Consider the following 15,922-nt stretch of genomic DNA (forward strand, 5'->3'; position numbering starts at 1 on the left):
AGGCTCTGGAAAAGTGAATATTATTTTTCAGGTGGTGTGTAGCCGTCAATATGAACATCATGGCCTTCAAATAAAAATCTCACCATTTCTTGTTCTAATAGTTTGCGATCATCAGGATTCATGGTGTTAAGTTTTTTCTCATTGATAAGCATGGTCTGTTTTGTCATCCATTGAGCCCATGCTTCTTTTGATATTTCATTGAAAATGCGCTTTCCAATTTCTCCTGGGTACAACTGAAAATCAAGCCCATCAGCTTCTTTGTTAAGGAAAGTACAAAAAATAGTTCTGCTCATAATAAATCCTCAATATCGCAGGTATTAGCTTAGGCTAATTGTCTAAGTAAATTCTCTACAGGTGCTGCTAACCCTACGGTCGCAGGTGTCTGTAAGTTATACCAAAGTCCTTTTTGCTCCTCCATCATAGAGGTAAACGCTGAGAGTTTTACGCAAATTGGCACAATATCTAAATGAAAGTGGCTAAAAGTATGTCTAAATGAAATCAGTTGCTCTGATTCATTATTATCAAGTCCATGTTCAATTAACCACTGTTCTAAAAGCGCTTTTGTTTCAAATTGAGGAAAGGCAAATAACCCACCCCATATTCCTGCTGGTGGTCTTTTATCCAACCAAACAAGATTATCATATTGTAAAATAAGAAAATAAGTTGTTTTTTCTGGGATGACTTTTTTCGGTTTTTTCCCAGGATAATCCGCCCAATTATCTTGAGCATAAGCGATACAGCCAGTATTTAATGGGCATAACTCACATTTAGGCTTACTTCTTGTGCAAACCATGGCACCTAAATCCATCATTGCCTGATTAAAATACTCGACACCTTCGGTTGGGGTGACGTTTTCGCTGATCTCCCACAATTTATTTTCAACTTCTTTTTTACCCGGCCATCCTTCAACGGCATAACAGCGTGCTAAAACACGTTTCACATTACCATCAAGAATTGGATAAGGCTTTTTCAGTGATAACGATAAAATAGCACCAGCAGTTGAACGTCCAACACCAGGTAAGGCACAAACGTCCTCAAAGGTATCAGGAAACTGCCCTTGATGTTTATCTACAATGTGTTGTGCCGCTTTATGTAAGTTTCTAGCTCTTGCGTAATAACCAAGGCCCGTCCAGAGATGAAGTACTTCATCTAGAGGGGCTTTAGCTAATGCGTTGACATCAGGAAAACGTGCAATAAAACGCTCAAAATAAGGAATAACCGTTGCAACTTGAGTTTGTTGCAGCATTACCTCTGATAACCATACGTGATAAGGCGTTTTTTCTTGCTGCCAAGGGAGTGTTTTACGCCCATATTTGTGATACCAATTGAGTACGACTTGCGAAAATTGCAGAGCTTCCATCATGTTTTATTTTATTAACTCATGTTCTGATTAAGGTAAGATTGCACCACAGAGAGAATAAACTGTAAACACTCTTAATATTTATCTTATAGAGTGATGCTTCTATGTGTGACTCTTGCTAAACTTAGTGATCTTTGGATAATGTCGGTTAAGTTGCACTATTGCGACATTATAACGATTTTAAGTAAATAATTGGCCTAACGACTGACAGTATTAGACATGATCAAGAATGTAATTTCTCCGGAATTCAATGAAGAGGGACGTGCTTTACGACGCGTTCGTAGTTTTGTTCGTAGACAAGGCCGTTTAACGCCTCGTCAAGAGCAAGCATTAGAAACACAGTGGCCCGCCTTTGGCATTGAATATCAACCGGAACCCATCGACTTCAGTCAGGTTTTTGGACGCGAAGCGCCTGTAATTTTAGAAATAGGCTTCGGCATGGGCGCATCGCTCGTGACTATGGCAAAAAATACACCAGAAAATAATTATTTCGGTATTGAAGTACATGCGCCGGGTGTTGGTGCTTGTCTTGCAAGCGCTGAAGAAGAACAATTAAGTAATCTGAGAGTCATGTGTCACGATGCGATTGAAGTGCTCAATCATATGATCCCAGATAATAGCTTAAAAATGGTTCAGTTATTCTTTCCTGATCCATGGCACAAAGCGCGTCATAATAAACGCCGTATTGTTCAAGTGCCTTTTGCAGAATTAATTTTAAAAAAATTAACGTTAGACGGTGTTTTTCATATGGCGACAGATTGGGAACCATATGCAGAACATATGCTTGAAGTAATGACAAGTGTTGAAGGTTATCAGAATTTGTCAGAAACTCAGGATTATGTACCACGACCAGAAACACGCCCTGTGACTAAGTTTGAAAAGCGTGGTCATCGTTTAGGGCATGGTGTCTGGGATCTTATGTTTAAGAGGGTAAAATAATGGCTAAACAACGTAGTCGCCGCTTACGCAAAAAAATGCGTATCGATGAATTTCAGGAATTAGGTTTCTCAGTTAAATGGACTTTCCCAGAAAATACCCCAATTGAGGAAGTAGATCGCTTTGTTGATGAACTGATCCTCAAAGTTATTGAGCCAAACGGGCTGGCATTTGATGCAAGTGGTTACCTGAGTTGGGAAGGCTTAATCTGCTTACAACAAATTGGTAAATGTACAGAAGAGCATCGCCAATTAGTCGAAAACTTCCTAAAAGAAAGCAAAATGCAAGATGTACAAACCTCTGAACTATTTGATGTTTGGTGGGATTGATAGAAAGTTATACATTTAGCAAATAATAACAAGGGCATCCAAAAGGATGCCCTTGTCTGTCTGGGGAAGGGACTGTGACTACAACGTTATCTAACGCATTACTTTCAGATATTTTGCAACAAATTCGCCCATTAATAGGGCAAGGAAAAGTCGCGGATTATATTCCTGCATTGGCTCAAGTACCTCCAGAACAGCTTGCTATGGCTGTTTATACGATTGATGGTGAACTCTATCAATCAGGCATGGCAGATAAGCGTTTTTCAATCCAATCTATTTCTAAAGTACTCAGCTTAACGCTTGCTTTAACGCGTTATGAAGAAAATGAAATTTGGCAACGTGTAGGAAAAGAGCCATCAGGGCTGCCTTTTAATTCCTTGATACAGTTAGAAATGGAAAAAGGAATACCACGTAATCCCTTTATTAATGCAGGTGCCATTGTTATCGCTGATATGTTGCAGTCTCGCTTAAGTGCGCCTAAGCAAAGAATGTTAGAAGTGATCCGTTTTCTCACTGATACTCCTGATATTTGTTATAACTCAGTGGTCGCAAAATCAGAGATGGAGCATCTTAGTCGAAATGCCTCTATCGCTTACCTGATGAAATCTTTTGGTAATTTTGAGAACGATGTTATTACGGTACTGGAAACCTATTTTCACTATTGTTCAATAGAGATGAGTTGCACCGAGTTAGTGCGATGTTTTAGTTATTTGGCTAATCAAGGTACATGTGTGGGTAATAAAAATCAGATTATTACGCCAAGACAAACCCGCCAAATAAATGCGTTAATGTTAACTTGTGGAATGTATGATGGTGCCGGTGAATTTGCGTTTCGTATCGGTATTCCCGGAAAATCAGGCGTAGGTGGTGGCATTATTGCTGTTGTTCCCGATGCTTTTACGGTTGCAGTCTGGTCACCAGAGCTGGATAAATCAGGTAACTCATTAGCAGGTTGTGCAGCACTTGAATTATTAGCAAACAAAGTAGGACGTTCAATTTTTTAGGTGTGTTTTCAGGAGAGTTGTTATGAATTTAAGAAATATTGCTGCCACACTGTTTTTTGTTGCAGGTACAGCAAATGCATCACCAAGTTTTGATTGCGCTGTAATGCCAAAAGATGATTTACGCATAACCTCTGAATTTGTTGAAGTCGCGGGTTCACATGGTTTAATGGTGATTTATCCTGACGGTACATTATTTCAAAATGAAAAAAGTGCCTCATTGACACCACAGCAACAAGAACTAGCAAAAAAATATCAAGCCACCGTAAGACGAGACGTACCTTGGCTAAGAACTGAAACAGGGGTAAAACTGCAAGATTCTCGTAAAGTGCTTGATAAAGTGGTGATTGAAGCTTTTGGTAAAGATAGCAATATCCTTAATAGATTAAGTAGATTAGAGAAAGATCTTAATCAGCAAATGGATAGAGTGGTCAGCATAGAGCCGAATAACATTACATTCCATTCTCAAGCCATTAAAGAAGTTGAAGTTAAAGGCCGTGAAATCGTAGAAAGTAGTTTAGGTGGTATGTTGCAAGACAGCATTAATGAGTTGGGGAAAAAACAGTTATTAGCAGCTGCGGGTGGTGACAGTAAAAAAGCCTTAGGCGGATTATTAGGAAACTTAGATGGTTTTCAAAAAATTATAGATCAGGAGTGGAAACAGCAAGAAGCTGCATTTACTCAATTTGGTCAGCAAGCTTGCAGCAAAATAACCCAGATGGAGAGTCAACGGGTAGAGCTTGTTAATTCTCTAAAAAAATAATAATACTCGTCATGCTTCAAGCGATATCTTGAATTATTTAGAGTATATATTACTAGCTCACAACAATTGAAAACAATAATGAAAATCATTCTTATTCAATTGACTTATGAGATGAGCTGTTTAGAATGCCCTGTTTGAGTATTTCACTTAAACAGGGCAAAATTAATGAAGAAGATCCTTCCTTTAGTTATCGCATCTATCCTTTCTGTAACCAGTTTCTCTGCGTTAAGCAAAACGCCAATCGAATACCAACCTAACCAAGTTATTAGCCAGCATAATGACAAGATGGTGATTAAACACCAGTTGGGTGAAACGTCGGTCACTAAGAACCCTTCAAAAGTGGTTCTATTTGATTTTGGTCTCTATGATTCTTTAGTTCAGTTAGGTTTAGCAGATAAAGTGGTTGGGTTACCGTTAGGTAATGCGCCAGCCTATATTAAAGGAAGTATTGCAACTAACGTTGCTAATGTTGGTGGCATGAAAGCGCCTGACTTAGAAAAATTAGCCGAAATTAAACCTGATTTAATTATTATTACAGGTCGCCAAGGTGCCTCATATGATGCTTTAGCGAAAATTGCACCAACCGTTAATTTAGGTGCTAACAGTGCAAATTATCTCAATTCAGTTGAGTCAAATATCAAATTATTAGGTGAATTATTTGATAAACAGCAAGTGACTCAAAAGCAAATTGCTAAATTAAATACTGTTATTGAGCAAGCCCAGAAAAAAGCAGCAGGATCTGACAAAAAAGTTTTAGTATTATTACATAACGCTGGCAATTTAATGCCTAATAATCAAAGTGTTGTTTATGATGTTGTTAAAGCAAAAAGAGCTGAATTACCGCCTGTTGCTGAAGAAGAGAAAGGCAAGCGTCGTGTAGTTACATCAGAAATGATTGTTCAAGCTAACCCAGATGTTATTTTTATTATTGATCGCAGTGAGGCCATTGGTGCGGGTAAATTAGAAAAAACAGCGTTTGAAGATGATGCTATAAAATCAACTTCAGCCTATAAAAATGGCGGTATTGTTTATCTACAAGCTGATCTTTGGTATCTTTCTGGCGGTGGTTTAGACAGCTTAACTAAACAAATTGAAGCGGTAGAAAATGCACTTTAATTAATTTAACCTTAAGATTTTTATGGTGTTTTAAGGTTTGCAATAAAGAAAAATGCCCAACTGTGAATAATCAGTATGGGCATTTTTTTAAGCTAGCTATTTGAAATCAGCAATATTAAAGAAATAACTCAAGCAATGAATTGAGGAACAGCTTGCCATGAGGTGTAATTTGCCAGTGAGTGTCTGATTCACTGATATAACCTAAAGTCAAAGCTTCATCTATTTGATGGCGAATAACTTCTTCAGAAAGCCCAGTGTAATCACTGAAATCTTGTCTTGGGAATGCTTCTAATAGACGAAAACGGTTCATAAAAAATTCAAATGGACGGTCATCATTATCAACAAAATTTTGCTGGTGGAGATAACGACCTTCCATAAAACCTTTAGGATGCTTGGTTTTTACGGCTCGCATTATACGACCATCTTCAAAGCTTATTTTTCCATGAGCACCACAACCGATGCCTAAATAATCCCCGAAACGCCAATAATTTAAGTTATGCTCACATTGAAAGCCCGGCTTACAATATGCTGATGTTTCGTATTGTTGATAACCTGCTGCTGTTAGTAATTTGTCACCTTCTGAGAAAATATCCCACAGCATATCGTCATCAGGTAATTTCGGTGGACGAGAGCCAAATTGTGTATTGGGTTCAATGGTTAATTGATACCAAGACAAGTGTGGTGGGGATAACTCTATTGCTTGCTGTAAATCCGAAAGTGCTTGAGATAATGATTGGTCTGGTAATCCATGCATTAAATCTAAATTAAAGCTACGTAGGCCTAATTCTTTGGCTAAACGAGCGGCATTTTTAGCTTCATCAGCATCATGAATGCGCCCTAAGCGAATAAGCTTATCGTTGCCAAAACTTTGCACGCCAATAGAAATACGATTTACACCTGCGCGTTGGAATCCAGCAAAGCGTTCAGCTTCCACGGTTCCCGGGTTAGCTTCCATAGTAATTTCTGCATTAGGACTAACAGCAATGCGCTCTTTAACGCCATAGAGTAAATCAGCCATTGACTCAGCGCTTAATAAGCTAGGTGTACCGCCACCAATAAATATGGTTTGGATTTCACGGGAACCCACGTGAATAAGATCGGCATCTAAGTCATTGAGTAAATGTTGCACATATTCCTGATGTGGAACTTCGCCTTTTAGTGTGTGTGAGTTGAAATCACAATAAGGGCATTTTTGTACACACCAAGGAATATGAATATACAAACTTAATGGAGGCAACTTAAGCATTCTTAAGGGCATCCAACATTAATTTAAGTGCTTTACCACGATGCGAATACTGATTTTTTTGCTCTTTAGTTAATTGTGCCGCAGTACAATTTAATTCAGGAACAAAGAAAATAGGATCGTAGCCAAATCCACCTTCACCATGCATTTCTGTGCTTAATACACCGTGCCAAATACCGTGAAAAATTAATGGAGTTGGATCGTTCTCATGGCGCATATAAACTAATACACAGTTAAATTGTGCTTGGCGTTTTTCAGCAGGAACATCTTTCATTGCATCAAGCAATTTATCCAGATTATGCTGATCACTCGCATCAACCCCCGCATAGCGTGCTGAGTAAATTCCTGGAGCGCCACCTAAAGCATCAACCGAAATACCTGAGTCATCGGCAATTGCGGGTAGACCAGTTACTTTTGCTGCATGACGCGCTTTAATCAGCGCATTTTCAACAAAGGTTAGGCCCGTTTCTTCAACAGAATCAACACCAAGCTCTGTTTGAGCAACAATATTTAAACCAAAATCGGAAAGCAAAGAGGCTAGCTCTTTGACTTTTCCTGGATTTCCTGTTGCGAGTACTACTTTTTGCATGAGTGTTATCCTTAGTAAAGTGTTGCGCTAAGTAACCATTGTAAAACGTCTACACGCAGATAATTCAGGGCGTAAAGCACAAGAATAACAATCATTGCTGAGAAATCTAAACCACCCATCGCCGGAATAACACGACGAATTGGTGCCATTAAAGGTTCTGTTAATTGAAATAAAAGATGATCAATTGGATTACGACCTTGGCTTACCCAGCTAAGAATTGCGCGGATAATGATCAACCAGAAAATCATCTTACCTGCTGCTGTAAGCAGTTCAATAAAAGCAAATGGGAACATTAAAGAGAAAGGAATTGATGTTCCTGATAAGTAAGATGGAATGATAATACCAATTAGAATTAATATATAGGCTAATAAAACTGAGGCTGTATCAATAGGACCAATAGAAGGAATAACACTTCTTAATGGGCGAACAATTGGCTGTGTGATTTTGACGATAAATTGTGAAAAAGGATTATAAAAATCAGCTCTGACACATTGCATCCAAACACGTAATAGTAGTACGGATGTGTAGAGTTGAAGAAGAGTCAGAATGACGAAATTTAAAAAATTCATTAGTTGGCCCTGATGAAATTAAAATTGTTTTTCCATTTCTTGCGCACGTTTAATCGCAGCTTGCATGGCAGAAGCGACGTTTTCAGGTAATTTACCTTCATAAAACTGCATAAGTGCAGCCGCTGTCGTTCCACCTTTTGATGTTACTTGTTCACGTAAAGTTGAGAAAGGTAACATGTATTGTTTCTCTGCTAAGGCGGTAGAACCACTTGCTGCTTGTTGCACAATAGCTCTTGCTACTTCAGGTGAAAAACCTAAACGTTCAGCTTCTTGTTGCATTGATTCCATAAACAAGAAGAAATAAGCAGGTGCACTACCAGCAACGGCGATAATATCATTGATGGCAGATTCTTGCTCTACCCAAACGGTTGTTCCAACACTTTTCATTAATTCATCAGCAAACTGTTTATCTTGAGATGAAAGCGAATTGTGCGCGAACATACCACTTAAACCTTTACCTACAAGAGCTGGGGTATTTGGCATAATGCGAACGAGCTGTAATTGAGTAGCGAAATAGTCATTATAACGTGTTGCAGGAATACCAGCAGCGATAGTGAGGACTAACTTTTTACTCATATCGATATTTTGTAAGGGCTTACAAACTTCCTCCATCATTTGTGGCTTTACTGCCAGCACAATAACATCCGCTTTCTGAACCGCATCAATATTGTCATTAGTACTATGAATACCGAACTCTTTTTCTAGTGGTTCACGACGAATAGCAGAAGGCGAGCTGACGGTGATTTTATTTGCTGGATATCCACCTTGAACCAATCCTGCAATAATGGCTTGAGCCATATTTCCAGCGCCAATAAATGCGATGTTACGATGTTCCATATAAACCTCTATTTTTACTTAGTCGCGTAATCTCTTGCGCCAAAAATTGCCGTTCCAATACGAACAAGTGTTGAACCACAAGCAATAGCAGCTTCCATATCACTCGTCATTCCCATAGATAACGTATCTATATGGGGATATTGAGATTGCAATTGCTTAAATGCGAGATGCATTTTTTCTAGCACTTCAACTTGTTTGTCATAATTACTTTCAGGTGCAGGGATCGCCATTAATCCACGTAATTTAATGCCTGAAAGAATAGAAATTTGTGCCGCTAGTCCATCAAGTTCAGTCAGATTAATACCTGATTTACTGTTTTCATCGCTAATATTGATTTGAATAAGGACATTTAATGGTGGCAATGAGTCAGGACGTTGATCACTTAATCTTTGAGCGATTTTTAATCTATCAATGGTATGGCACCAATCGAAATTCTCAGCAACAAGGCGTGTTTTATTTGACTGTAAAGGACCGATAAAGTGCCAAACTAGGGTGTGGTTATCAGCAAAATAATGGATTTTATCAACGCCTTCTTGGACATAGTTTTCGCCAAACTCAGTTTGTCCACACGCTATTGCTTTTTCGATATCACTCGCAGGTTTTGTTTTACTCACTGCAAGTAATGTTATTTCTTCTGAAGAACGGCCGCATTTCTGCGCTGCTGTGTCAATGTGAGACCTGACATTGACGAGATTCTGTTTAATAGTATTCATGGCAACTCAGGAGATAATAAGATGAAAATGGAAAATTTAATTGCATATAGTGTAAAGCATAACGCCTCGGATCTGCACCTTTGTTGTGGTGATGTACCACGATTGCGGATCAATGGAATACTTTATCAACAAAATCAATGTAAACCTATCACTTCCGATAGTCTATTAGCATGGTTCTTGCCTTTTTTGAGCAACACCCAAAAGCAAACTTTTGAGAATGAAGGGCAGGTTGATACAGCACTTACGCTATCTTGTGGGCAGCGACTTCGTGTCAATTTATTTCGTCAACAAAAGGGTGTTTCAGCTGTATTAAGAATAATTGAAACACAAATTCCTTCTTTAGATAAACTTCGAGTACCCAAGTCGGTTTCAACACTTTTAGACAGCTATTCTCATGGGCTTATTTTGGTAACGGGGGCAACAGGAAGTGGGAAATCATCGACATTAGCGGCAATGATCAATCATTTAAACCAATATCAACGTCAGCATATTTTGACATTAGAAGATCCTATTGAGTTTATACATAGCAATAAGCAAAGCATTGTGCAGCAAAGGGAAATAGGGCGAGATGTTCAGCATACTGCAAATGCGATAAAGAGCGCTCTACGCCAAGATCCAGATGTCATTATGTTAGGCGAATTAAGAGATGCACAAAGTATTCAATTGGCATTAACAGCAGCAGAAACCGGACATTTGGTGCTGGCAACATTGCATACTCAAGGGGCAGCACAAACGCTTGAGCGCGTAACTAATGTGTTTACAGGCAATGAGCGACAATGGATTTCATCACAATTAGCGTGCAGTTTAAGGGCGATAATCTCACAAGAGTTAGTATCTTCAACCGAAGGTGGGCGTGTGGCGTTATTTGAAATAATGCAGGTCACGCAGGGTATTTCTCATCTTATTAGAGAAGGAAAATACCACCAAGTGACAACATTAATGCAGACAGGTAGTGAATACGGTATGCAAACCTTCATGTTAAGTCGGCAACAACGCCAACATGAAGGTTTAATTCAAGCTGAGTAATAACTTATAAGTAAAAATAGGCGACTATTACTAGTTGGAACCTATTTTTTAGAATTGTTGTTCAAACCAGCTTTCAAGAATAATAACGGCAGACGCTGCATCTACACTGCCTTTATCTAAGGAACGATAACCACCACGTTCAAAAAGATGAGCGCGAGCTTCTACGGTGCTAAGGCGTTCATCATGCAACGCAATTTGTACACCAAATCGGCCATGAAGGCGATTAGCAAATTTTTTAGCTTGAGTTGTGATTAACTGTTCGGTGCCATCCATATTAAGAGGTAAACCGACAACCACGAGATCAGGTTGCCACTCTTTTATGATTTTTTCGATTTGAGCCCAATCAGGAATACCATCTTTTGCTTTAAATGAGGCTAAAGGTCTTGCTGTTCCTGTAATTTCTTGACCGATAGCGGCACCAATGCTTTTTGTGCCAAAATCAAAGCCCATTACCGTTCTGTTTGACATTATGCGTGACCCGCTATCGGTGAAATGGTGTGGATATTAATCCCAATTAATTCAGCGGCTTTATGCCAACGTTCAGCAATAGGGGTATCAAAAATAATTTGAGGAGAAGCTTCAACTGTTAGCCAGCTATTTTCTAAAATTTCTTTCTCTAATTGGCCTTGTTCCCAACTAGAATAACCCAAAGAGACTAATGTTTTTTCTGGTTGTCTTGCTGTACCTAAGGTTTCTAATACATCTTTGGAAGTTGTGATCATCGTGCTATCACTAATTTTGATACTAGAACTAAAACCTGAAACCGGAGTGTGCAAGATAAAACCATGCTCTTCTGCAACAGGGCCTCCTGACATCACGGGTTTTTGTAAGCTAATTGCTCCATCTCTATCAGTTGAAAAAATTTCTAGTTGATCTAATACACCTTCCACAGAGATATCTTCGATAGGTTTATTAATAATTAAACCCATCGCACCGTTTTCATTATGTTCGCAAACATAGACGACCGAGCGTTCAAATAACGGATCGCTTAATGAAGGCATAGCAATAAGAAAATGGTTAAGTAAATTCATAATAGTCGTACTGTTCCCTGATCATTTTTATTAAAAAAACCTAGCCCTTTTATACATCGTATTTCTTAATGTATACCGCTTATTGATTAATATGTGGGGGCTAGGTTCATACTTTTAAACCCTTTAATCTCAGTGTCTAAAAGTTAGTTTTTCTTGTTTAAGCGGACTTCAATTGCATCCATTAGCATACCTGTAATAGAAACATCAGGATAAGCTGCTTCAATTTCACGCGCACATGTTGGACTTGTGACGTTAATTTCAGTCAAGCGATCGCCAATAACATCTAATCCAACAAAAATAAGGCCTTTTTGTTTAAGAATAGGTGCAACTTGACGCGCAATAGCCCAATCACTTTCTGTTAATGGACGAGCTTCGCCACGGCCACCGGCAGCTAAGTTGCCTCGCGTTTCACCTTTTGCAGGAATACGCGCTAAGCAGTAAGGAACAGGTTCGCCATCGACAACCAGAATGCGCTTATCACCATTGACAATTTCAGGTAGGAAATTTTGAGCCATACAGAAACGGTGACCATGTTCTGTCAATGTTTCAATAATAACACCTACGTTTGGATCGTCTTTTTTCAGGCGGAAGATTGATGCGCCACCCATACCATCTAGTGGTTTGAAAATGACATCACCGTGTTTTTCATGAAAAGCGCGTAAATGCTTAGCTTCACGAGTCACTAAGGTGTCTGGTGTTAATGTTGGAAACCATGCAGTAAAGAGTTTTTCATTACAGTCACGTAAGCTTTGTGGCTTATTAACTATCAGCGTTCCCATATCTTCAGCGCGTTCTAAAATATAGGTTGCGTAGATAAATTCGGTATCAAAAGGCGGATCTTTACGCATTAAGATGGTATCGAGTTCACCTAAAGCAATATCTTGCTCTTTGCCAAACTCAAACCATTTTTCTGGGTTTTCTTCTACACTGAGTAAACGAGTGTGAGCGCGTGCTTCACCTTGATGTAGGTAAAGGTCGTTCATCTCCATATAATGAATTTCCCAGCCACGACGTTGTGCTTCTAATAACATGGCAAAGCTGGTGTCTTTTTTGATTTTGATGGATGAAATTGGATCCATCACAATACCTAATTTAATCATTACTTCTCCTTTATCCCAGATCGCCGAACCGAACCTGCAAAGCGGTGATTGCGGTGAGCGCTGTTGTTTCAGTTCTTAATACACGAGGACCTAATAAAATATCAGTAAAATGGTGCTCTGCTGTCATGGCGATTTCTTCAGGGGAAAGTCCACCTTCAGGGCCAATCAATAAGCGCACTTTTTTAACAGGTAAGGGTAAGGTATTAATACTTTGGTTAGCCCTAGGATGTAAATTGAGTTTTAAACTACCATCATCTTGAGCACACCATTCTTCTAATGGCATCACAGGCATTAATTGTGGAATGCTATTTCTGCCACATTGCTCACATGCCGAGATAATAATTTTTTGCCATTGCTGATGTTTTTTCTCTAAACGACTAGGGTCAAGTTTAACACCACAGCGTTCTGAGATCAGTGGAGTGATCGTATTAACACCTAACTCAACTGATTTTTGAATAGTAAACTCCATTTTCTCACCTCGTGAAAGCACTTGTCCTAAATGGAGGTCGAGAGGGGATTCTTTATCATCAACAATGCCTTCATTGATTTGCACAGTGACTGACTTTTTTGTGCTTTCTATGATTTCAGCATCAAATACCTGATTTGAACCATCAAACAGTGCTAGTTTTTGCCCAGTAGACATTCTTAATACACGCCCAACATGATTAGATGCTTCTTCATCTAATGCTGTTTGAGTACCTGCTGTGAGTGGTTCTGGATGATAAATGCGAGGAATACGCATAACGTGAAACCCTTACGTAATAGATGGTTAACCGTGATAAATAAAATATGTGATATGCATCATACGCATGACATTATGGCATGCAAGTTATCACTTTGCTTTTGTTGCTATTATAGCGTGGATCTTATTGCGTGTTTTGTCGCAAAATTTCATGTTTTCATTGTCATTATAAAGAAAATTCTCGGTATTAAATGGATCTTCTTATACAGTCGTTTAACAAGGATAACGATGTATCAGGGAGTAGATATTTATGCCATTAAGCCGTTGTTGTTTTATAAAAACACCTTTGTTTTCTTTTTTGAGTGATTTTCTTGTTTTTATTAAGTTTTGTCTGCCTTTTTCATTATTATTTTTGTTACCTAAAACTCGATGTAAACAACTTACACTGAGTTACATTATCATTTGTTTATATTGGTTTTTTTCAATTAATTCATTTTCTTTATTGATAATACTTTCGGTATTAAGTTTTTATTTGTTGATGCTCTCTTTCTTTGATGCTGATTATTTTCTTCTGCCTAATACGTTGACTTATTGGCTAATATTTTTAGGGTTATTATGTAATTACTCAGTATATGGATTAGTACCTTTCAATCATGCTTTTTATGGTTTTTTAGGTGGTGTTGGGCTTTTTTATGGCATCTATTTATGGGGATATTTTATCTGCCAAAAATGTGTTTTAGGTTTTGGTGATGTGAAATTATTTGGTGCTATTGGGGCATGGTGTGGGGTTGAGAAATTACCGTATATTCTTTTGCTTGGTTCTTTTCTAGGATTAAGTGTGTATTGTGCAGTATTAATCACAACAAAAGATCATATCAAAAAAGTAGCATTTGGCTCTTGCCTTTCATTTTCAACATTAATGGTATTAGGTTTCAACTTTTCATCTTACAATTATTTCAATTAATTGATTTTAAAGAAACTAAATCATTTTTTAGATATGTATAAAAAGAAAATAATAAGAATCGAAATAAAGAAGGCAGTGTGCGGAAATTAATCTGCACACTGAAAAGAAGATTATAGGTTTTCTTTTATAAATTGCTGCCAACGTTTTGTATCACCTAAATATTTTTCAACCGGTATCAGGTGGTAACCTTGGTTATCTTCAATAAATAAAGTTGGAAAACCGCGACCATTAACTTGAGACATTAATTGTTGTGTCTGGCTTAAATGTTGCTGAATTTGTGTTTCGCTAATTTCAGACAGTAAAGATGCAAACAGCTCAACATCAAAGCCAAGTTTTTTCACAATAAATAGCAGAGTGTCTCTGTCACTGATATTTAAGCCGTCAAGGTAATAGGCCTCTTGTAATGCTTTTAATAAATAAACATCTCGCTCTCCCATTTTTTCCGCAACAAGAACGGCTGAAATAGGTAGAAGTGAATTTAAAACCATTTCAGTGTTACCAAGAGTGTCATGATATGCGTGACTAAAAACTTGGCCCGATAATTGACTAATACGTTCATCAATGGGTGTAACATGCTCTTTCCATGATTGACCACCTGTGACTGCTCTTGCTGGTGTAAACAATCCACCACCATGTAACTTAATGGAATGTGGAAACGCATTGCTTACTGCTTCAATCAGGGGTGCAATGCCGTAGCACCAACCACAAAGAGGATCATAAACATAGTGCAATATTTTAGTACCTTGGGTATTACCTGTATTGCTTGCTACTGAGGCCACTGCATCTCTCCTTTTAGTACTTTTGCACTAAGTTCTAGGCTTGATTTATCTGCTAAATTCTGATGATTTTTTTCCATCGCTGCAATAAATTCATCTGAATTTTTCGTTTTTTCAAGATTTTTCTCAGCTTCAATTAGGTAATTCATTGTAAAGTCAACGGCTTGTAGATCATACGTTGCTTTTGGTAAATAGTGACCAGGAATAACGGTTTTTGGGGATAATGATTTTATTTGCTGTAATGCATTAACCCAATGTTGGCGCTCTTCCACGGTTTGAGTATCAGCCAACCAAACATGAATATTTTCAGAGACTAAAACACCACCCATTACTGCATTAAGTTTTGGAACATAAATATATGTTCTATCTTGAGATTGCCCATCTAAGCCTTTGACTGAAATGGTTTCACCTTCTAGAGAAAAACTATCACCTTTTAGTACTTCAGGAATGATGATTTTCTGAGGGGCATTTTCTTTAAGTACAGGCCCCCAGTAGGCAAGCTTTCCTGCTTGAGTTTCATTAATGGCTTTAATTGTGGGTGCCGTTGCAATTACTTTAGCATTTGGAAATGCATCAGTAATGACATCTAACCCAAAATAAAAGTCAGGATCAGAATGGCTGATATAGATATAAGTCAGGTTTTTTCCAGAGGCTTTTATTTTATCAACTAGCGCTTGTGCATCATTTTTTTGAAATTGTGCATCAATTAAAACGGCATCTTTATCGCCATAAATAATTTCGGAAGAAACAGGGAAAACGCTCGCCTCTCCTGGGTTATAAATATCTAATGTTAAATCAGTTGCTAACGCTGATGTTGCGAAGAATGCGGTAGTTGCAAGTGTTAAAGGAAGTAATTTTTTCATCTTTTGTTTTCTCCATAAGGTTGTTGC

The 15,922-nt window shown here is 38.2% G+C and carries 20 protein-coding genes; 7 read left to right on the top strand and 13 right to left on the bottom strand.

The genetic code is table 11. From position 1 onward, the window contains the following. Positions 1-20: 20 nt before the first annotated feature. Together GWJ01_RS10265 and mutY are read right to left on the bottom strand one after the other, a co-directional pair. Positions 21-293 carry an oxidative damage protection protein gene (locus tag GWJ01_RS10265; protein WP_098943971.1) on the bottom strand — a complete coding sequence of 91 codons (273 nt, stop codon included), beginning with the start codon at positions 291-293 and terminating at the stop codon, positions 21-23. Between the two features lie 29 nt (positions 294-322). After that, a complete protein-coding gene (gene mutY / locus GWJ01_RS10270) occupies positions 323-1,363 on the bottom strand; it encodes an A/G-specific adenine glycosylase (protein ID WP_109402693.1) in 1,041 nt (346 codons plus the stop codon). Positions 1,364-1,579: 216 nt separating this feature from the next. Here mutY and trmB point away from each other — a divergent pair, with 216 nt between their 5' ends. The 5 genes from trmB (at position 1,580) to GWJ01_RS10295 (ending at position 5,502) form a co-directional block, all read left to right on the top strand. Further along, complete coding sequence (gene trmB, locus GWJ01_RS10275) at positions 1,580-2,299, top strand: tRNA (guanosine(46)-N7)-methyltransferase TrmB (protein WP_088493525.1); 720 nt, start codon at positions 1,580-1,582, stop codon at positions 2,297-2,299. Further along, on the top strand, positions 2,299-2,625 hold the full coding sequence (locus GWJ01_RS10280) for a YggL family protein (protein WP_023581025.1): 327 nt from the start codon (positions 2,299-2,301) through the stop codon (positions 2,623-2,625). The genes trmB and GWJ01_RS10280 overlap by 1 nt, the downstream gene beginning before the upstream one ends. Positions 2,626-2,699: 74 nt before the next feature. Further along, positions 2,700-3,626 carry a glutaminase B gene (gene glsB, locus GWJ01_RS10285; RefSeq protein ID WP_109395302.1) on the top strand — a complete coding sequence of 309 codons (927 nt, stop codon included), beginning with the start codon at positions 2,700-2,702 and terminating at the stop codon, positions 3,624-3,626. 22 nt (positions 3,627-3,648) lie between these two features. Then, positions 3,649-4,386, top strand: coding sequence for a DUF2884 family protein (locus tag GWJ01_RS10290; RefSeq protein WP_109395301.1), 738 nt, complete (start codon positions 3,649-3,651; stop codon positions 4,384-4,386). A gap of 165 nt (positions 4,387-4,551) precedes the next feature. Beyond that, positions 4,552-5,502, top strand: a complete 951-nt coding sequence (locus GWJ01_RS10295) for a siderophore ABC transporter substrate-binding protein (RefSeq protein ID WP_161711066.1) — start codon at positions 4,552-4,554, stop codon at positions 5,500-5,502. A gap of 115 nt (positions 5,503-5,617) precedes the next feature. Here the strand turns inward: GWJ01_RS10295 and hemW are convergent, their stop codons facing one another. From hemW to GWJ01_RS10320, 5 genes are read right to left on the bottom strand one after another with little or no spacing between them, the layout of a single operon-like run. Next, positions 5,618-6,748, bottom strand: coding sequence for a radical SAM family heme chaperone HemW (gene hemW / locus GWJ01_RS10300; protein ID WP_161711067.1), 1,131 nt, complete (start codon positions 6,746-6,748; stop codon positions 5,618-5,620). Then, complete coding sequence (locus GWJ01_RS10305) at positions 6,741-7,334, bottom strand: XTP/dITP diphosphatase (protein ID WP_109395298.1); 594 nt, start codon at positions 7,332-7,334, stop codon at positions 6,741-6,743. The genes hemW and GWJ01_RS10305 overlap by 8 nt, the downstream gene beginning before the upstream one ends. 11 nt (positions 7,335-7,345) lie before the next feature. Next, entirely contained in the window at positions 7,346-7,903 is a 558-nt protein-coding gene (locus GWJ01_RS10310; RefSeq protein WP_161711068.1) for a YggT family protein, read from the bottom strand. Positions 7,904-7,921: 18 nt separating this feature from the next. Beyond that, positions 7,922-8,740, bottom strand: a complete 819-nt coding sequence (gene proC, locus GWJ01_RS10315; RefSeq protein WP_161711069.1) for a pyrroline-5-carboxylate reductase — start codon at positions 8,738-8,740, stop codon at positions 7,922-7,924. 14 nt (positions 8,741-8,754) lie between these two features. Further along, a complete protein-coding gene (locus GWJ01_RS10320; protein ID WP_075672347.1) occupies positions 8,755-9,453 on the bottom strand; it encodes a YggS family pyridoxal phosphate-dependent enzyme in 699 nt (232 codons plus the stop codon). A 21-nt stretch (positions 9,454-9,474) separates the two neighbouring features. Here GWJ01_RS10320 and GWJ01_RS10325 point away from each other — a divergent pair, with 21 nt between their 5' ends. Further along, positions 9,475-10,479: a type IV pilus twitching motility protein PilT gene (locus GWJ01_RS10325; RefSeq protein WP_109395295.1), complete on the top strand. Its 1,005-nt coding sequence runs from the start codon at positions 9,475-9,477 to the stop codon at positions 10,477-10,479. Between the two features lie 48 nt (positions 10,480-10,527). Here GWJ01_RS10325 and ruvX read toward each other — a convergent pair whose 3' ends face one another. From ruvX to rsmE, 4 genes are all read right to left on the bottom strand, one after another. Then, a complete protein-coding gene (gene ruvX, locus GWJ01_RS10330; protein ID WP_161711070.1) occupies positions 10,528-10,947 on the bottom strand; it encodes a Holliday junction resolvase RuvX in 420 nt (139 codons plus the stop codon). Continuing rightward, positions 10,947-11,510: a YqgE/AlgH family protein gene (locus GWJ01_RS10335; protein WP_109395293.1), complete on the bottom strand. Its 564-nt coding sequence runs from the start codon at positions 11,508-11,510 to the stop codon at positions 10,947-10,949. Before GWJ01_RS10335 ends, ruvX begins: the two co-directional genes overlap by 1 nt. A 143-nt stretch (positions 11,511-11,653) precedes the next feature. Next, positions 11,654-12,610, bottom strand: a complete 957-nt coding sequence (gene gshB, locus GWJ01_RS10340; RefSeq protein ID WP_069367062.1) for a glutathione synthase — start codon at positions 12,608-12,610, stop codon at positions 11,654-11,656. A gap of 10 nt (positions 12,611-12,620) precedes the next feature. After that, a complete protein-coding gene (gene rsmE, locus GWJ01_RS10345; protein WP_109395292.1) occupies positions 12,621-13,352 on the bottom strand; it encodes a 16S rRNA (uracil(1498)-N(3))-methyltransferase in 732 nt (243 codons plus the stop codon). Between the two features lie 250 nt (positions 13,353-13,602). Here rsmE and GWJ01_RS10350 point away from each other — a divergent pair, with 250 nt between their 5' ends. After that, on the top strand, positions 13,603-14,256 hold the full coding sequence (locus GWJ01_RS10350) for a prepilin peptidase (protein WP_109402699.1): 654 nt from the start codon (positions 13,603-13,605) through the stop codon (positions 14,254-14,256). Positions 14,257-14,366: 110 nt separating this feature from the next. On the opposite strand, the gene GWJ01_RS10355 is transcribed toward GWJ01_RS10350, so the two are convergent. Together GWJ01_RS10355 and GWJ01_RS10360 are read right to left on the bottom strand one after the other, a co-directional pair. Beyond that, the gene (locus tag GWJ01_RS10355; RefSeq protein ID WP_161711071.1) at positions 14,367-15,035 is read right to left on the bottom strand and encodes a DsbA family protein; all 669 of its coding nucleotides are present in this window, start codon (positions 15,033-15,035) and stop codon (positions 14,367-14,369) included. Continuing rightward, complete coding sequence (locus GWJ01_RS10360) at positions 15,023-15,895, bottom strand: MBL fold metallo-hydrolase (protein WP_109395289.1); 873 nt, start codon at positions 15,893-15,895, stop codon at positions 15,023-15,025. The genes GWJ01_RS10355 and GWJ01_RS10360 overlap by 13 nt, the downstream gene beginning before the upstream one ends. Between the last annotated feature and the right edge of the window lie 27 nt (positions 15,896-15,922).

It is taken from the genome of Proteus sp. G2618 (assembly GCF_009915995.1).
GTDB lineage: Bacteria > Pseudomonadota > Gammaproteobacteria > Enterobacterales > Enterobacteriaceae > Proteus > Proteus terrae.

Coding starts and splice junctions, on each gene's coding strand:
- GWJ01_RS10265 (WP_098943971.1), bottom strand. CDS start 293: ATGAGCAGAACTATTTTTTGTACTTTCCTTAACAAAGAAGCTGATGGG.
- mutY (WP_109402693.1), bottom strand. CDS start 1,363: ATGATGGAAGCTCTGCAATTTTCGCAAGTCGTACTCAATTGGTATCAC.
- trmB (WP_088493525.1), top strand. CDS start 1,580: ATGATCAAGAATGTAATTTCTCCGGAATTCAATGAAGAGGGACGTGCT.
- GWJ01_RS10280 (WP_023581025.1), top strand. CDS start 2,299: ATGGCTAAACAACGTAGTCGCCGCTTACGCAAAAAAATGCGTATCGAT.
- GWJ01_RS10290 (WP_109395301.1), top strand. CDS start 3,649: ATGAATTTAAGAAATATTGCTGCCACACTGTTTTTTGTTGCAGGTACA.
- GWJ01_RS10295 (WP_161711066.1), top strand. CDS start 4,552: ATGAAGAAGATCCTTCCTTTAGTTATCGCATCTATCCTTTCTGTAACC.
- hemW (WP_161711067.1), bottom strand. CDS start 6,748: ATGCTTAAGTTGCCTCCATTAAGTTTGTATATTCATATTCCTTGGTGT.
- GWJ01_RS10305 (WP_109395298.1), bottom strand. CDS start 7,334: ATGCAAAAAGTAGTACTCGCAACAGGAAATCCAGGAAAAGTCAAAGAG.
- GWJ01_RS10310 (WP_161711068.1), bottom strand. CDS start 7,903: ATGAATTTTTTAAATTTCGTCATTCTGACTCTTCTTCAACTCTACACA.
- proC (WP_161711069.1), bottom strand. CDS start 8,740: ATGGAACATCGTAACATCGCATTTATTGGCGCTGGAAATATGGCTCAA.
- GWJ01_RS10320 (WP_075672347.1), bottom strand. CDS start 9,453: ATGAATACTATTAAACAGAATCTCGTCAATGTCAGGTCTCACATTGAC.
- GWJ01_RS10325 (WP_109395295.1), top strand. CDS start 9,475: ATGAAAATGGAAAATTTAATTGCATATAGTGTAAAGCATAACGCCTCG.
- ruvX (WP_161711070.1), bottom strand. CDS start 10,947: ATGTCAAACAGAACGGTAATGGGCTTTGATTTTGGCACAAAAAGCATT.
- GWJ01_RS10335 (WP_109395293.1), bottom strand. CDS start 11,510: ATGAATTTACTTAACCATTTTCTTATTGCTATGCCTTCATTAAGCGAT.
- gshB (WP_069367062.1), bottom strand. CDS start 12,610: ATGATTAAATTAGGTATTGTGATGGATCCAATTTCATCCATCAAAATC.
- rsmE (WP_109395292.1), bottom strand. CDS start 13,352: ATGCGTATTCCTCGCATTTATCATCCAGAACCACTCACAGCAGGTACT.
- GWJ01_RS10350 (WP_109402699.1), top strand. CDS start 13,603: ATGCCATTAAGCCGTTGTTGTTTTATAAAAACACCTTTGTTTTCTTTT.
- GWJ01_RS10360 (WP_109395289.1), bottom strand. CDS start 15,895: ATGAAAAAATTACTTCCTTTAACACTTGCAACTACCGCATTCTTCGCA.